Source organism: Streptomyces sp. NPDC043870 (assembly GCF_056435785.1).
Genome location: NZ_JBWKDT010000012.1, coordinates 20,996 through 36,499, shown reverse-complemented (window position 1 = coordinate 36,499; position 15,504 = coordinate 20,996). Strand labels below are relative to the sequence as shown.

Annotated in this window: 13 protein-coding genes; 11 read left to right on the top strand and 2 right to left on the bottom strand. The window is 71.8% G+C overall.

Going from position 1 to position 15,504, the window contains the following annotated elements; all coding sequences use genetic code 11:
- Positions 1-22 precede the first annotated feature (22 nt).
- The 4 genes from AC0699_RS17295 (at position 23) to AC0699_RS17280 (ending at position 4,589) form a co-directional block, all read left to right on the top strand.
- A complete protein-coding gene (locus AC0699_RS17295) occupies positions 23-1,048 on the top strand; it encodes a LacI family DNA-binding transcriptional regulator (protein WP_478660754.1) in 1,026 nt (341 codons plus the stop codon).
- Positions 1,049-1,378: 330 nt separating this feature from the next.
- The gene (locus AC0699_RS17290; protein WP_478660752.1) at positions 1,379-2,416 is read left to right on the top strand and encodes a S1C family serine protease; all 1,038 of its coding nucleotides are present in this window, start codon (positions 1,379-1,381) and stop codon (positions 2,414-2,416) included.
- Positions 2,417-2,436: 20 nt separating this feature from the next.
- Complete coding sequence (locus AC0699_RS17285) at positions 2,437-3,168, top strand: response regulator transcription factor (protein ID WP_478660750.1); 732 nt, start codon at positions 2,437-2,439, stop codon at positions 3,166-3,168.
- Positions 3,165-4,589, top strand: coding sequence for a sensor histidine kinase (locus AC0699_RS17280; protein WP_478660748.1), 1,425 nt, complete (start codon positions 3,165-3,167; stop codon positions 4,587-4,589). The genes AC0699_RS17285 and AC0699_RS17280 overlap by 4 nt, the downstream gene beginning before the upstream one ends.
- Here AC0699_RS17280 and AC0699_RS17275 read toward each other — a convergent pair.
- On the bottom strand, positions 4,554-5,426 hold the full coding sequence (locus tag AC0699_RS17275) for a phosphatidylinositol-specific phospholipase C (RefSeq protein ID WP_478660746.1): 873 nt from the start codon (positions 5,424-5,426) through the stop codon (positions 4,554-4,556). The genes AC0699_RS17280 and AC0699_RS17275 overlap by 36 nt on opposite strands.
- Positions 5,427-5,583: 157 nt before the next feature.
- Complete coding sequence (locus AC0699_RS17270; protein WP_478660743.1) at positions 5,584-7,416, bottom strand: bifunctional metallophosphatase/5'-nucleotidase; 1,833 nt, start codon at positions 7,414-7,416, stop codon at positions 5,584-5,586.
- A gap of 134 nt (positions 7,417-7,550) precedes the next feature.
- Between AC0699_RS17270 and mshD the strand changes: the two genes are divergently transcribed.
- The 7 genes from mshD (at position 7,551) to AC0699_RS17235 (ending at position 15,499) form a co-directional block, all read left to right on the top strand.
- Positions 7,551-8,477: a mycothiol synthase gene (mshD, locus tag AC0699_RS17265; RefSeq protein ID WP_478660741.1), complete on the top strand. Its 927-nt coding sequence runs from the start codon at positions 7,551-7,553 to the stop codon at positions 8,475-8,477.
- A gap of 106 nt (positions 8,478-8,583) precedes the next feature.
- A complete protein-coding gene (locus AC0699_RS17260; protein ID WP_478660739.1) occupies positions 8,584-8,982 on the top strand; it encodes a GntR family transcriptional regulator in 399 nt (132 codons plus the stop codon).
- Complete coding sequence (locus AC0699_RS17255; protein ID WP_478660737.1) at positions 8,979-9,905, top strand: ABC transporter ATP-binding protein; 927 nt, start codon at positions 8,979-8,981, stop codon at positions 9,903-9,905. The genes AC0699_RS17260 and AC0699_RS17255 overlap by 4 nt, the downstream gene beginning before the upstream one ends.
- Complete coding sequence (locus tag AC0699_RS17250; protein WP_478660735.1) at positions 9,902-10,807, top strand: ABC transporter permease; 906 nt, start codon at positions 9,902-9,904, stop codon at positions 10,805-10,807. Before AC0699_RS17255 ends, AC0699_RS17250 begins: the two co-directional genes overlap by 4 nt.
- Before the next feature lie 124 nt (positions 10,808-10,931).
- Positions 10,932-11,876: an ABC transporter permease gene (locus AC0699_RS17245; RefSeq protein ID WP_478660732.1), complete on the top strand. Its 945-nt coding sequence runs from the start codon at positions 10,932-10,934 to the stop codon at positions 11,874-11,876.
- Positions 11,877-12,168: 292 nt separating this feature from the next.
- The gene (locus tag AC0699_RS17240; protein ID WP_478660730.1) at positions 12,169-14,391 is read left to right on the top strand and encodes an RNA degradosome polyphosphate kinase; all 2,223 of its coding nucleotides are present in this window, start codon (positions 12,169-12,171) and stop codon (positions 14,389-14,391) included.
- The gene (locus AC0699_RS17235; protein ID WP_478660727.1) at positions 14,378-15,499 is read left to right on the top strand and encodes a CHAD domain-containing protein; all 1,122 of its coding nucleotides are present in this window, start codon (positions 14,378-14,380) and stop codon (positions 15,497-15,499) included. The genes AC0699_RS17240 and AC0699_RS17235 overlap by 14 nt, the downstream gene beginning before the upstream one ends.
- Positions 15,500-15,504 lie beyond the last annotated feature (5 nt).

Below are 15,504 nucleotides of genomic sequence, written 5' to 3'. Positions count from 1 at the left end.
CACCACGCGTAGACTGCCGCGCGTGGCCAAGGTGACGCGGGACGACGTTGCGCGACTGGCGGGTACTTCGACCGCTGTCGTGAGTTACGTCATCAACAACGGACCCCGGCCGGTCGCCCCGGCCACGCGCGAGCGGGTACTCGCCGCGATCAAGGAGCTGGGCTACCGGCCCGACCGGGTCGCGCAAGCGATGGCCTCGCGGCGTACGGACCTCATAGGCATGATCGTTCCGGATGCCCGGCAGCCGTTCTTCGCGGAGATGGCGCACGCCGTGGAACGGGCCGCCGCCGACCGCGGAAAGATGGTGCTCGTCGGCAACTCGGACTACCGCGACGAGCGCGAGGTCCACTATCTGCGGGCCTTCCTCGGGATGCGGGTCGCCGGACTGATCCTGGTCAGCCAGGGACCGAGCGAGCGTGCGGCGGCCGAGATCGAGGCGTGGGACGCCCGGGTGGTGCTGCTGCACGAGCGGCCCGAGGCGATCGACGACGTCGCGGTCGTGACGGACGACATCGGCGGCGCGCAGCTCGCCACCCGGCATCTGCTGGAGCACGGCCACCCGTACGTCGCCTGTCTCGGCGGGGTCGAGTCGACCCCGGCGGTGGGCGACCCGGTGGCCGACCACGTCGAGGGCTGGCGGCGCGCGATGCTGGAGTCCGGGCGGTCGACGGAGGGCCGGCTCTTCCAGGCCCCGTACAACCGCTACGACGCGTATGTCGTCGCGCTGAAGATCCTGTCCGGTCCCGACCGGCCGCCGGCGATCTTCTGTGCCACGGACGACCAGGCGATCGGCGTCCTGCGGGCGGCACGCGAGCTGCGGATCGACGTACCGGGGGAGCTGGCGGTGGCCGGCTTCGACGACGTCAAGGAAGCGGCGCTGACCGATCCGCCCCTGACCACGATCGCCTCCGACCGCACGGCGATGGCCCGCGCGGCGGTGGATCTGGTCCTCGACGACGGACTGCGGGTGGTCGGCTCGCGCCGCGAGCGGGTGAAGCAGTTCCCCTCGGCCCTGATAGTCCGCCGCTCCTGCGGCTGCGAGGTCTGACCCCCCGGGGGTGCGGGACACCCCCGGGCCGGGCCCCGCGGCGCGGGGACCGCCGCATCCCGCCAGACCGCAGGGTCCCGCCCCGAACGGCACCCCGGGCGCCCACCCGCCGCGCAGCCGGACGGTCCTCGCGGCGCGCCCGCAAGCCGCCGCATCCCGTGGGGGGCTACGGGGGCTGCCGCCCCCCGTGTCCCGTCAGGGTTTCGGGGAGGGGCGGGGTGGGGGAAATCCCGCTCGGACCCCGGCCCTTACATCGGGCATACACGCTTCTGTCGGGCTTCTCAGGCCGTCCTCAGAGCGTTCTCATGAACCCGCCCGAGAGTCGTCACCATGACGGACTACTACCGCAGCAGCGGCGACGAGGGCACGCACCCGCAGCAGTACCCGTACGCGGGGTTCGGGGACTCGGGGCACGGGAGCTACCCGCCGCAGCCCCCGCACGCACCCGCGCCCCCGCACGCACCCGCACCCGCCGCCCCGGCTCACGCGGCGCCGTCACCCCGCGCCAAGCGGCCCGTCGCGCTGCTCGTCGCCGTCGCGATCGTCGCCGCGGCTGTGGGCGGCGGGGCGGCCACGCTGATGGAGCGGTTCACCGGGGAGGGCGGCGGGGCCACCGGGACCGGGGTCACCGGGACCAATGTGTCGCAGAGCAGCAAGGGCACCGTCGCGGGCGTCGCCCAGGCCGTCTCCCCCAGCATCGTGGAGATCAACGCGTCGACCACCTCCGGACAGTCCACGGGTTCAGGCGTGATCATCACCGCGGACGGCGAGATCATCACCAACAACCATGTGATCGCCGGCGCCGACTCGGTCAAGGTCCGGCTCAGCGACGGCAAGACGTACACCGCGGACATCGTCGGCACCGACCCGGACAAGGACCTCGCCCTGATCAAGCTCAAGGGCGCGACCGGGCTGAAGGCCGCCACCCTCGGCGACTCCAGCAGCCTCAAGGTCGGCGACGAGGTCGTCGCCATCGGCTCCCCCGAGGGCCTCACCGGCACCGTGACCAGCGGCATCGTGTCGGCCCTCGACCGCGATGTGACCGTGGCCAAGGACCAGGGGAAGCAGCCCCAGCAGGACCCGCGGGAGGGCTGGCCCTTCGAGTTCGGCGGGCGGGAGTTCAACGGGGACACCGGCGACTCCAAGACCACCTACAAGGCCATCCAGACCGACGCCTCGCTCAACCCCGGCAACTCCGGCGGCGCCCTGATCAACATGAACGGCGAGATCATCGGCATCAACTCGGCCATGTACTCGCCGAGTTCGTCGGGCGGCTCGACCGCGGGCAGCGTCGGCCTCGGCTTCGCCATCCCGATCGACACGGTCAAGGCCGACCTGGACGACCTCCGCTCCGGTTCCTCCGACTGACCACGTGCGAGGCTGGCTCCATGACGACCACACCCGGTGAAGGCGAACGCATCCTCATCGTCGACGACGAACCCGCCGTACGCGAGGCGCTCCAGCGCAGCCTCGCGTTCGAGGGGTACGCCACCGAGGTCGCGGTCGACGGCATCGACGCCCTCGCCAAGGTGGAGTCGTACGCGCCCGACCTCGTCGTACTGGACATCCAGATGCCGCGCATGGACGGCCTGACCACCGCCCGCCGCCTCCGCTCCGGGGGGTCCACCCTGCCGATCCTGATGCTCACCGCGCGCGACACCGTCGGCGACCGTGTCACCGGCCTCGACGCGGGTGCCGACGACTATCTGGTCAAGCCGTTCGAGCTCGACGAGCTGTTCGCGCGGATCAGGGCGCTGCTGCGGCGCAGCTCGTACGCCGCCGCGGCGGGCGCGGGCCGGGAGGAGTCCGGTGACGTCCTCTCGTTCGCCGATCTGCGGATGAACCTGGCGACCCGCGAGGTCACCCGCGGCCCGCGCCGCGTCGACCTGACCCGTACCGAGTTCACCCTCCTCGAACTGTTCCTGGCACATCCACGGCAGGTGCTCACCCGGGAGCAGATCCTCAAGTCCGTCTGGGGCTTCGACTTCGAGCCGAGCTCCAATTCGCTGGATGTGTACGTGATGTATCTGCGCCGCAAGACGGAGGCGGGGGGCGAGCCGCGCCTGGTGCACACGGTGCGCGGGGTCGGCTACGCGCTGCGGGAGGGGTCGCCGGAGTGATCCGCAGATTCCGGGCGCTGCCGCTGCGGTCGCGGCTGGCGCTGCTGACCGCGAGCGCGGTCGCGGCGGCGGTGGCGGCGGTCGCCGTGGCGTGCTGGCTGCTGGCCGGCGCGCAGCTGCAGCACGAGCTCGACACGTCACTGCGGAACACCGAAGCTCCCGCCGGCGATGTGTTCGCCACCTGGAGCGCCTGCCGCAGCCCGAGCCCCAAACCTCCCGGGGCCGGGAAGAACTTCGCCTACGTCCAGATCGTCGGCCCTGACGGGTCCCGCTGCGTGTCGGCGTACTCCGAGCCCGTGAGGGTGCAACCGGAGGACATCGCCGTCGCCCGGGGCTTCACGGACGACGTCCTGCACGGCAGCACGACCGACGACGGCGACGACGTGCAGGTGCACACCAAACGGATGCAGGGGCCCGGCGGGATCGACCTCACCGTGTCCGTGGCCCGCCCCCTCAAGGAGATCGACGCCGCCCTGGGCCGCCTCGCCCTCCTCCTCACCCTCCTCGCGGGCGCCGGTGTCGTCGCCGCCGGTGCCGCCGGTCTGTGGGTGGCCCGCACCGGGCTGAAGCCGGTCGACCGCCTCACCGAAGCCGTCGAGCACGTGGCCCGCACCGAGGATCTGACCGTACGCATCCCGGCCGAGGGCGACGACGAGATCGCCCGGCTGTCCCGCTCCTTCAACCAGATGACCGCCGCGCTCGCCACCTCCCGCGACCGGCAGGCGCAGCTGATCGCCGACGCGGGGCACGAGCTGCGGACCCCGCTGACGTCGCTCCGTACGAACATCGAGCTGCTGGCCCGCAGCGAGGAGACGGGCCGGGCGCTTCCGCCCGGGGACCGCGCGGCGCTGCTGGCCTCGGTGAAGGCGCAGATGACGGAACTGGCCGCGCTGATCGGCGATCTGCAGGAGCTGTCGCGGCCGGACAGCGCGACGCCCGGTCCGGTCCAGGTCGTCGCGCTGCACGACATCGCGCGGACGGCGCTGGAGCGAGCCCGGTTGCGCGGCCCGGAGCTGACCGTCAGCGCCGAGCTGCGGCCCTGGTACGTACGGGCCGAGCCGGCGGCGCTGGAGCGCGCCGTGGTGAACGTGCTGGACAACGCGGTGAAGTTCTCCCCGCCGCGCGGGTCGGTCGAGGTGCTGCTGGACCGCGGTGTGCTGAGCGTCCGCGATCATGGGCCGGGGGTGCCGCCGGAGGATCTCCCGCATGTCTTCGAGCGGTTCTGGCGTTCCCCGTCGGCCCGTGCGCTGCCCGGTTCGGGCCTCGGTCTGTCGATCGTGGCCCGGACCGTGCAGCAGTCCGGCGGCGAGGTGGAGCTGCGGCCGGCGGAGGGCGGTGGCACGGTCGCGGTGATCACCCTGCCGGGAGCTCCGACGCCGCCGCCGTCAGTTGTGGCGGATCAGCGAGTCGACCAGCCCTGAGCGGGTGTTGGGGTAGTCCATCGGCACGATGCCGAGGCCCTTCCAGCCGCTCGCCGTGCCGTCCAGGAAGCCGTGGACGCGCGGGTTGAGGTTGTCGGAGTTCCAGCGCGGCGGCAGATACGCGGACGTGCTGACGAAGTTGATGAAGAGCTTGCCCGGTTGCTCGACGGCCTTGCGGAAATGGGTCTCGATCTTGGGGTACTTGTCCCATGGTGCGGCGTTCCAGTCGTCCTGGATGTCGAAGGCGCCGCCGTCCCACCATTTGACGCCCGGCAGCCCGCCGTTGTCGGCGATGAGGACGACCCTGCCACGGGCCTGGCCGAGGGACGGGAGGGTGTCGCCGATACGGAAGAGGGGACGCCAGCCCCGGTTGTCGAGATAGTCGTCGAAGATGCCGCGGAAGGTGGCGTCGCTGTCCGTCGAGTACTCCTGCTTGACCCGCATGAGGACGGTCTCGGAGGGGTGGGCGTTCAGGAAGTCGCGGCAGGCGATGAGCACATCGCCGAACATCATGTTCTGGTAGGCGGCGCCGTGGTGGATGGCGAACGAGCCTCCGGTGACCCGGCACCGTACGTCGAGGAAGCGGATGCCGTAGTTCAGCTGCTCGGCGATGGTCGTGTTCTGGCACTCGGCCCAGAGCCCGCCGAAGCGGGCGCCCGAGTCATGGGTGCCGGGGATCGTCAGTGTCCCCAGGGCCCTGCCGCTGTCGATGCCGCTCATCCAGTCCTGGGGGCCCAGTGCGCGCTGCGGGGCAGCACCGGCGGGTGCTGCCCCGATGAGGGCGGTGGCGGACGCGACCGCCGCGCCCGCGAGGAAACCACGTCTGGTCAGGGACATGTGCCGTCTCCTTCGTCGGCCTCCGCGATGTGGGGGGTCGCGGTCGGCAGACGGGATGATGTCAGACATGCCCATGACACAAAACCGCTTGCGCGGAAACGGAGAACATCCGAGGGCGGCAGGCCGATGGCCCGCCGCCCCTCAGTTGCGCTGCTTGTTACTTGACGACCGTGATCCGGCCGGTGGCCGGCGGCGCCAGCGGGGCGCCCGCGCTGGAGTGCGCGGCGAAGTAGGCGATGAGGACGTCCAGGTCGGACGCACCCACCAGCTTGTTCTTGTGCTCCTTCAGGACGGTGAAGCCGTCGCCGCCGCCCGCGAGGAACTCGTTCATCGCGACCCGGTAGGTCTTCGCCGGGTCGATCGCCTCGCCGTTCAGCTTCACCGAGCCGGCCACGATCCGGTCGGCGCCGGTCTTCGTCATGTCCAGGGTGTAGGTGAAGCCCTTCGACACCTGGAGGATCTTCGGAGCGGCCTGGTTCGGGCCGCTGACCTGCTGCTGGAGCGCGGTGATCAGCTGGGCACCGGTCAGGTCGACGGCCGTCATCATGTTGGTGAACGGCTGCACGGTGAACGCCTCGCCGTACGTCACCACACCGTCGCCCTCACCACCGGTCGCCTTGTGGACCAGGCCCGCGCGGATACCGCCCGGGTTCATCAGCGCGAGCTGCGCACCGCCCTTGTCGGCCGGTGCGAGACCCTCCAGCTGCGCGTCCGCGATGAGATTGCCGAGCGGCTTCTCGGGCGACTCGAAGGGGTTCTCGATGTCCGCGGAGATGTAGCCGACGGGCCGGCTCGCGATCGGCGCGGCCAGCGCGTTCCAGCGGTCGATCAGCCGGGTCATGTCCGCGGCCTTCGGCACGTCACGGGTGACGACATGGTTCGCAGAGGCCACGGACGTACGGACGATGTCCTTGGTGCGACGGTCGTACGTGAGCGTCGTGTCCGTGTACAGCTTGCCGAACGAGGCCGCCGAGGTGACGGTGCGCGGCTTGCCGGACGGGTCCGGGATGGTGCACGCGTACGCCTGGTGGGTGTGACCCGTGACCAGCGCGTCGACCTGCGGGCTGACCTTCTTGGCGATGTCGACGATCGGGCCCGAGATGCCGTCGCCGGGGCCGGGGCTGTCGCAGTTGTAGTTGTACGAGCCCGAGGCCGGCGCGCCGCCCTCGTGGAGGAGGGCGACGATCGACTTCACGCCCTTGCGCTCCAGCACCTTGGTGTACTTGTTGATCGTCTCGATCTCGTCGCCGAACTTGAGGCCCTTGATGCCCTCGGCGTTGACGATGTCCGGCGTGCCCTCCAGCGTGACGCCGATGAAGCCGATCTTGACGCCGTTCTTCTCCCAGATGAAGTACGGGTCGAGCAGCGGCCGGCCGGTCTTCTCGTTCGTCACGTTGGCGGCGAGGTACGGGAAGTCGGCGCCCCGGAACTTCTTGGGATTGCCCTTCGCCGTCTTCTCGAAGCAGCCCTCGGTGGGGTGGCAGCCGCCGTTCTGCATGCGGGCGAGTTCCTTGGCGCCCTCGTCGAACTCGTGGTTGCCGACGGAGGTCACATCGAGCTTCAGCTTGTTCAGCGCCTCGATGGTCGGCTCGTCGTGGAAGAGCCCGGAGAGCAGCGGCGAGGCGCCGATCATGTCACCGGCCGCGGCGGTGATGGAGTACTTGTTGCCCTCACGGGCCGTGCGCAGATGGGTGGCGAGGTACTCGACACCGCCCGCGTCGATGGTCTTGGTGGTGCCGTCCTCGTTGGTGTGGGTGACCCGCCCGGCCGAGCCGGCAGGCGGCTGCAGATTGCCGTGGAGGTCGTTGAAGGACAGCAGCTGTACGTCGACAGTGCGACCGTACCCGTGGCCGTGTCCCTTGCCGCGGTCCTGTTCGATACCGCGGTCGTGCGCCCCGGCGGGCATCGCGGCGACCAGTGCGCCCACGGTGGTCAGTCCGGCCACGGCCGCGAGTGCGCGGCGGCGCTTCTGGTGCGATGTCGCTGACATCTGTCCCCTTGTCAGTTCAGCGTGACAACTGTGCTCAGCCGGGCAGCCTAGAGTCAACGCGCGTAGCGCGACAGGGGGTAGCAGGTTACGAGCTGGTTTCTGATCGGGTGCGCCCGGCGCCGTACCCTCGTCGTATGACCGACTCAGCCCCTGCCGCCCTAGAGCCCGGCCGACAGATCCAGACGCTCGACGAGCTCACCCCCGATCAGGCCGAAGCCGTCCTCCACCTGCTGTCCGTCGCCGCCCGCGCCGACGGGATGCAGGCCGTCTCCGAGCAGGGCCGGCTCCAGCTGCGCCACGGGCGGCGCGAGGGCGTGCGCCACTTCCTGCTCACCGTCGCCGGGGATCTCCGCGGCTACGCCCAACTGGAGGACACCGACCCGGTGGAGGCCCCCGCGGCCGAGCTGGTCGTCCACCCCGGCCACCGCGGCCGCGGCCACGGCCGGGCGCTCGGCAATGCCCTGCTGGCGACGTCCGGCAAGCGGCTGCGCATGTGGGCGCACGGCGGCAAGTCCGCGGCCCGCCACCTCGCACAGGTCCTCGGGCTGACGCTCTTCCGCGAACTGCGCCAGCTGCGCCGCTCGTTGAGCCCGCTCGACATCCCGGATCCGGTCCTCCCCGAGGGAGTGACGATCCGTTCCTTCGTCCCCGGCCAGGACGACGCCGCCTGGCTCGCGGTCAACGCGGCGGCCTTCGCCCACCACCCCGAGCAGGGCGCACTCACCCAGCGCGACCTCGACGACCGCAAGGAGGAGCCCTGGTTCGACCCCAAGGGCTTCTTCCTCGCCGAGCGCGAGGGCGAGCTCCTCGGCTTCCACTGGACGAAGGTCCACGCGGAGGAGCAGCTCGGCGAGGTCTACGTCCTCGGCATCCGCCCGGACGCCCAGGGCACCGGCCTCGGCAAGGCCCTGACCGCGGTCGGCCTGCGCCACCTCGCGTCCCAGGGCCTGCCGACGGCGATGCTGTACGTCGACGCGGACAACACGGCGGGACTGCGGGTGTACGAGGGGCTGGGCTTCACCACGCACGAGGTGGATCTGATGTACCGCACGGAGACGTGAACCGGCACTGCGGAGCCGGCCGCAGGAGAACGACAGGGGGCGGTTGACACCGCCCCCTTTCTTCCACCACCCTTTCACTACTTGATTAGTGAAAGGGTGGTGAGTTGTGATCGAGTACCGGATCGACCGGCGCAGTGGCATCGCCACCTATGTGCAGATCGTGCAGCAGACGAAACAGGCCCTGCGGCTGGGCCTGCTGGAGCCCGGCGACCGCCTGCCCACCGCCCGCGAGGTGGTGGAGGCCACCGCCATCAACCCGAACACCGTGCTCAAGGCCTACCGCGAGCTGGAGCGCGAAGGCCTCGTCGAGGCCCGCCGCGGCCTCGGCACCTTCGTACGGAAGTCACTGGGCGGCGGCCCGGCCGACTCGCCCCTGCGCGGCGAACTCGCCGACTGGGCGGCCCGCGCCCGCGCGGCGGGCCTGGAGCGGGACGACGTGGCCGCGCTCTTCACCGCCGTACTCGACGAGCACTTCACGCGACACGACCAGGGGGACCACGCATGACCGGCACGGCACTCGAAGCCATCGGCCTCGGCAGGAGGTTCGGCAGGGGACTCGGCAAGGGTCCCGGCAGGGGAGCCGGCCCGAGACTCCGGCACACCTGGGCGCTGCGGGACTGTTCCTTCCGGCTGCCCGCGGGCCGGATCTGCGCCCTCGTCGGCCCCAACGGGGCAGGAAAGTCCACCCTGCTGACGCTCGCGGCCGGCCTGCTGCGGCCCACCGAGGGCAGCGTCCGCGTCCTCGGCACCGACCCCGCCGCCGCCCGCGAACAGCTCGCGTACGTCGGCCAGGACAAGCCGCTGTTCCCTCAGCTCACGGTCGCCGACACCCTGCGCATGGGCCGCGAACTCAACCCCGGCCGCTGGGACGACACCGCCGCCCGGCGGATCGTCGACGCCGGAGACCTGGACCCGGCGGCCCGCGTCCGCACGCTCTCCGGAGGCCAGCGCACCCGCGTGGCCCTCGCCCTCGCCATCGGCAAGCGCCCCCGGCTGCTACTGCTGGACGAACCGACCGCGGACCTCGACCCGCTCGGCCGCCACCAGCTCATGGGCACCCTGATGGCCGACGCCGCCGAGCACGGCACCACCGTGGTCATCTCGTCGCACATCCTCTCCGAGCTGGAAAACACCTGTGACTACGTCCTGCTCGTCGACCACGGCCGGATCCGTCTCGGCGGCGACACCGAGGACCTGCTGGCCGCGCATCGCCTCGTGACCGGACCGGTGCGCGACCTCGCGCCGCACACCGTCGTCGAATCCCGCACGACAGGCCGTCAGCTGACCGCGCTGGTACGCCCCGAAGGCCCGCTCGACGGCGACTGGCAGACCGCGGCCCCTTCGCTGGAAGACCTGCTGCTGGCCCATCTCCGCTCCCCGGACACACCGGCACTGCTCACCCCGTCCGCCGAGCGGGTCGCCGCATGAGCGCCCTCAGCACCGCATTGACGGGCATGCGCTGGGTCGTCGTCCACCAGCACCGGCGCGCCCTGTGGACGGTCCTCGGCCTCCTGGCCCTGAGCTGCGGCACCCTCACCGTCCTGCGCCTCCTGTTCAGCTCCGGGGTCGCCGCGTCGGACCCGTACGCCGGTCCGTACGACGAGCTCCTGATCGCCCTCGACTACGGCAGCACGGCCGTCATGCTGGCGCCGCTGCTCATCGCGGTGTACGTGGCCGGGCCGCTCATCGCCCGCGAGATGGAAACCGGCGCCTACCGGGTGGCCTGGACGCAGTCCGTGACGCCGCTGCGCTGGCTGACCACGAAGCTGGCCCTCACCACCGCGGTCGTGCTCGCCGGGGCCACCGCGTTCGTGGCCGTCTTCCGGTGGAGCCGGACCCCGGTCGGCGAAAGCGCCTTCCTCCCGCTGTGGTCCAACCAGATCTACGCGGCATACGGCACGACCGCCGTGGCGTACGCACTGCTGGCCGTCGCCGTCGGCACGCTCACAGGGCTTCTTGTGCACCGCGCTCTCGCCGCGATGAGCATCGCGGGCCTCGCGACCGGCACGGTCATGCTGGCCCTCGGCACTCTCCGGCACAAGCTGTGGCCCACAGAGATCATCACCGGCCGGCCCCTGGAACACCCCCGCGCCGCCTGGTGGGTGGCGACCGGCAATCTCGACGGAGCGGGCGAGCGTGTCTCCACGGTCCACTGCACCGGCTACCGGGACCCCTGCTTCACCTGGGAGGACGGCGTCACCGACTTCGCCGAGATCCACCCGTCCACCCACTTCTGGCCGATCCAGCTGATCGAGACCGGCATCGTGCTGGCGCTCACCGCCGCGGCGGCGTTCGCCGCCTTCCGGGTCCTGCGCCGACTGCACGCCTGAGGAGCACACCGATGACCAGAACCACCCGGCACACTCCGCCGACCGGACCGGTCCGCGGGCCCGCTCGGCCCCCGGCAGCCGAACCGCCCACGACGGGCCACCGACCGACCGTGGAGGCGACAGCATGAGCACCCTCGCCGCCAGGGGACTCGCCCGGACCGTGCTCCGGCTGCACCGCAGCGCCCTGCTGCTGTTCGGGGTCTTCCTCGCGCTGTCCGCCGCCGGGCTGGCCCTCCTGCGGTTCGCCGGGCCGAAGACCGAGCGAATGCTGGCGGACTGCGTCAGCGACGGGGGATCCTGCCCGCCGTCCCTCCTGCGGGACTGGCTCGATGTCGGCGCCAACATGAGCTCCGCGGCCACCGTGATCGCCTGGCTGCCCCTCGCCGTGGCCTTCTTCGCGGGCGCGGTACTCATCGGCGCGGAGCTGGAGCGCGGCACGGCCGGCCTCGCCTGGACGCAGACCGTCACCCCGGCCCGGTGGCTCGCCACCAAACTCGCTGTCCCCGCCGTGATGATCACCGGAGGCGTCACGGCCCTCTGCCTGCTCTACCGCTGGACCCGCGGCGCCCTCGGGAACTCCTTGGGCGACGAGTGGTACTACACCGATGTCTTCCTGGCACTGGGCCCGGCGGTGCTCGCCTATCACCTGCTCGCCCTCGCCACCGGCGCGCTCGCGGGCCTGCTGATCCGGCGCGCCCTGCCGGCCGGCGGACTCGCCCTCGCCGTCACCGGGCTCGTGATGCTGGCCGCCGACCTCTGGCGGGACCGGCTGTGGCCGACGGCGGAAGTGGTCTGGAGGGACTCACGGGGCGAGCTCCCGGGCAGCGCCTGGCAGATGGAGAACGGCCTGGTCACCGCCACCGGACAACGGGTCGAGCAGTGCTGGGAGCCGCATGTGGCGATGCCGCCCGGCTGCCACCCCGGAACCGGCATCCGCGAGTGGTACGCCGTCTTCCACCCCTCCTCGCACTTCTGGCCGATCCAGCTGATCGAGACCGGCATCGTGCTGGCGCTCACCGCCGCGGCGGCGTTCGCGGCCTTCCGGGTCCTGCGCCGGCTGCACGCCTGACGGGCGCTCCCGCGCGGGCGTGGTGGACGGGGGTCTCCACATCCGCGCGGGCGGTCGCCGGACGCCCGGAGCGGATCCGCCCCGCGGAGGGCAGGGCACCGCCCCCGGAACTCCCGGCGCGACGCCCCCGCTTGCCCAGGTGTCATGTTCTCGTTACCAGGCATTCAGGGATCCTTGCGACCCTCAGTGAATGCAGCCCGCCGTGCCCCCAGCCCCGCGAAATGGGCATCCTCCCTCCACCACGGCCCGCTCCGACGCGCCCAACCACCCGTTTGCGCGGAAGAATGGGGCCATGAGTCAGCAGCCCGCCGAGGTACCGGTCCAGCACGTCCAGCCGTCCGTGGGTTCCATTGCCGCGCACCGCCCCCACACGGTGTCCGCCGCGGTGTCCGACCTGGAACCCGACATCGACGCCGACCTCGACATCTACGAAGAGGACGGCGAGGGGGCCGAGCTGCCCCAGGGCCGCTTCCTGGACCGCGAGCGCAGCTGGCTCGCGTTCAACGAACGGGTGCTGGAGCTTGCCGAGGACCCCGCGACACCCCTCCTCGAACGGGCGAACTTCCTCGCGATCTTCGCCTCGAACCTGGACGAGTTCTTCATGGTCCGGGTCGCCGGACTGAAGCGCCGCATCGCGACCGGCGTCGCCACCCGATCGGCCTCCGGTCTGCAGCCGCGCGAGGTCCTGGAGCTGATCTGGAACCGCTCCCGGGAACTCATGGCCCGCCACGCCGCGTGCTACCAGCAGGACGTCGCGCCGGCTCTCGCCGACGAGGGCATCCACCTCATCCGCTGGCCCGAGCTCACCGAGAAGGAGCAGGCCCGGCTCTTCACCCTGTTCCGGCAGCAGATCTTCCCGGTCCTCACACCACTGGCCGTGGACCCCGCGCACCCGTTCCCGTACATCTCGGGGCTCTCGCTCAACCTCGCCGTCGTCGTCCGCAACCCGGTCAGCGGCCACCGCCACTTCGCCCGGGTCAAGGTCCCGCCGCTGCTGTCCCGCTTCCTGGAGGCGTCGCCGCAGCGGTACGTCCCGCTCGAGGACGTCATAGCGGCCCACCTGGAGGAGCTGTTCCCCGGCATGGAGGTGCTCGCGCACCACATGTTCCGGGTGACCAGGAACGAGGACCTGGAGGTCGAGGAGGACGACGCGGAGAACCTGCTCCAGGCTCTGGAGAAGGAGCTGCTGCGCCGCCGCTTCGGCCCGCCGGTGCGCCTGGAGGTCGAGGAGTCCATCGACCCGTACGTCCTGGACCTGCTGGTACGCGAACTGAAGATCTCCGAGTCCGAGGTCTATCCGCTGCCCGGGCCGCTGGATCTGACAGGCCTGTTCGGGATCGTCTCGCAGGACCGGCCCGAGCTGAAGTACCCGAAGTTCGTCGCCGGCACCCACCGCGACCTCGCCGAGGTCGAGTCCGCGTCCGCGCCCGACATCTTCGCGGCGCTGCGCGAGCGCGACGTACTGCTGCACCACCCGTACGACTCGTTCTCGACCTCCGTCCAGGCCTTCCTGGAGCAGGCCGCCGCCGACCCGGACGTCCTCGCGATCAAGCAGACGCTGTACCGGACCTCCGGCAAGTCCCCGATCGTCGACGCACTGATCGACGCCGCCGAGTCCGGCAAGCAGGTCCTCGTCCTCGTCGAGATCAAGGCCCGCTTCGACGAGCAGGCCAACATCAAGTGGGCGCGGAAGCTGGAGGAGGCCGGCTGCCACGTCGTCTACGGGCTCGTCGGCCTGAAGACGCACTGCAAGCTGTCGCTGGTCGTCCGCCAGGAGGGCGAGACGCTGCGCCGCTACTCGCACGTCGGCACCGGCAACTACCACCCGAAGACCGCGCGGCTGTACGAGGACCTCGGCCTGCTCACCGCCGACCCGCAGGTCGGCGCCGACCTGTCCGACCTGTTCAACCGGCTCTCCGGCTACTCGCGCCGCGAGACGTACCGCCGGCTGCTGGTCGCCCCCAAGTCGCTGCGCGACGGGCTGGTGGCCCGGATCAACAAGGAGGCCGCCCACCACCGGTCGGGCCGCCCCGCGTACGTCCGTATCAAGGTCAACTCGATGGTCGACGAAGCGATCATCGACGCGCTGTACCGGGCGTCCCAGGCCGGTGTGCCGGTGGACATCTGGGTACGCGGCATCTGTGCGATCCGTCCCGAGGTCGCGGGCCTCTCCGAGAACATACAGGTCCGCTCGGTCCTCGGCCGCTTCCTGGAGCACTCGCGGATCTTCGCCTTCGGCAACGGGGGCGAGCCCGAGGTCTGGTTCGGCAGTGCCGACATGATGCACCGCAACCTCGATCGCCGTATCGAGGCCCTCGTCCGGGTCACCGACCCGGCGCACCGCGCGGCCCTGACCCGGCTGCTGGAGACCGGCATGTCCGACTCCACCTCGTCCTGGCATCTCGGCCCGGACGGGGAGTGGACCCGGCATGCCACGGATCCGGACGGCCAGCCGCTGCGGCACGTACAGGAAATGCTCATAGACGCCCGGAGGCGCCGGCGTGCACAGCCCTGACCTTCCCCTGGTGCCGCGGGGGGCCGGCGCCGACCAGGTCCTGGCCCGGTATCTGCACACTCAAGCCGGGGACTTCCTCCGCAGCCTGCGGCTGCACGGCGAGAGCGGTGCGGACACGGCCGGCGCGGAGATGGCCGCCCGGTCCCTGCGCCGTGCCGCCCGCCGTATCGGCGGCACCCTCCACACCTTCCGCCCGCTGCTGGATCACGCCTGGGCGGACCAGCTCCGTACCGAGCTCGCCTGGCTCTCCGGCGTCCTCGCCTCCGAGCACGCCTGCACGGCCCGGCTGGCCCGCCTCCTCGATGCCCTCGCCCGCCTCTCGGGCACGGCTCCGGTCCCGGCGGCCCGGGTCCCGGACGGCGACGGCGACGGCGACGGCGGTACGGAAGCTCCGGCCGCGCCGGCCACAGCCACCGGCGGAGCGGCCCAGGCCGGACGCAGCGCGCTCACCGTCGGGGCCGCGCGCGCCGGCGCCCTGCTGGAGCGGCAGCTGACGCTCGCGCGGACCCGGGCGCACTCCGCCGCACTGCAGGCGCTCGGCTCCTCGCGGTTCCACGCGGTCGCCGACGCGGTCGCGCTGCTCGCCTCCGAGGTGCCGCTGGCAGGGACCGCGGCCGCGCCCGGTGCCGCCCTGGCCGGGCAGGCCGATGTCGCCGAGCGCAGGCTCCTGGAGGCGGTCACGGTGCTGCCGCTGGCCCGCGCGGCACACCCGTACAACGCGGAGGCACTGGTCCACGGCCTGGCGGCCGCTTCCGCGGGCGAGGCCCAGGACGCCCCGTGGCACCAGGTGCGACAGCTGCTGCGGCTGCACCGGTACGCGCGCGAGGTGCTGTCCTCCGTCGACGGCGCGCCCGCCCCGGACCCGCACCTCGCCATGGCGGGCCGGACCCTGGACCGGCACCGCGACGCCGCGGAAGCCGCCGCGGCCGCCGCGGCCGCGGCGCGCACTCCCCGTATCGCCCCGGCCACGGCATACGCCCTCGGTGTGCTCCACGCCGACCAGCGCCACGAGGTCGAGGCCGCCCGCTTCGCCTTCCAGCAGATCTGGCAGGAGGCAGCACCCGGACCGGACGGGCCCCTGGGGAAGCAGGCGGTGGCCGCGCCATGAATGGC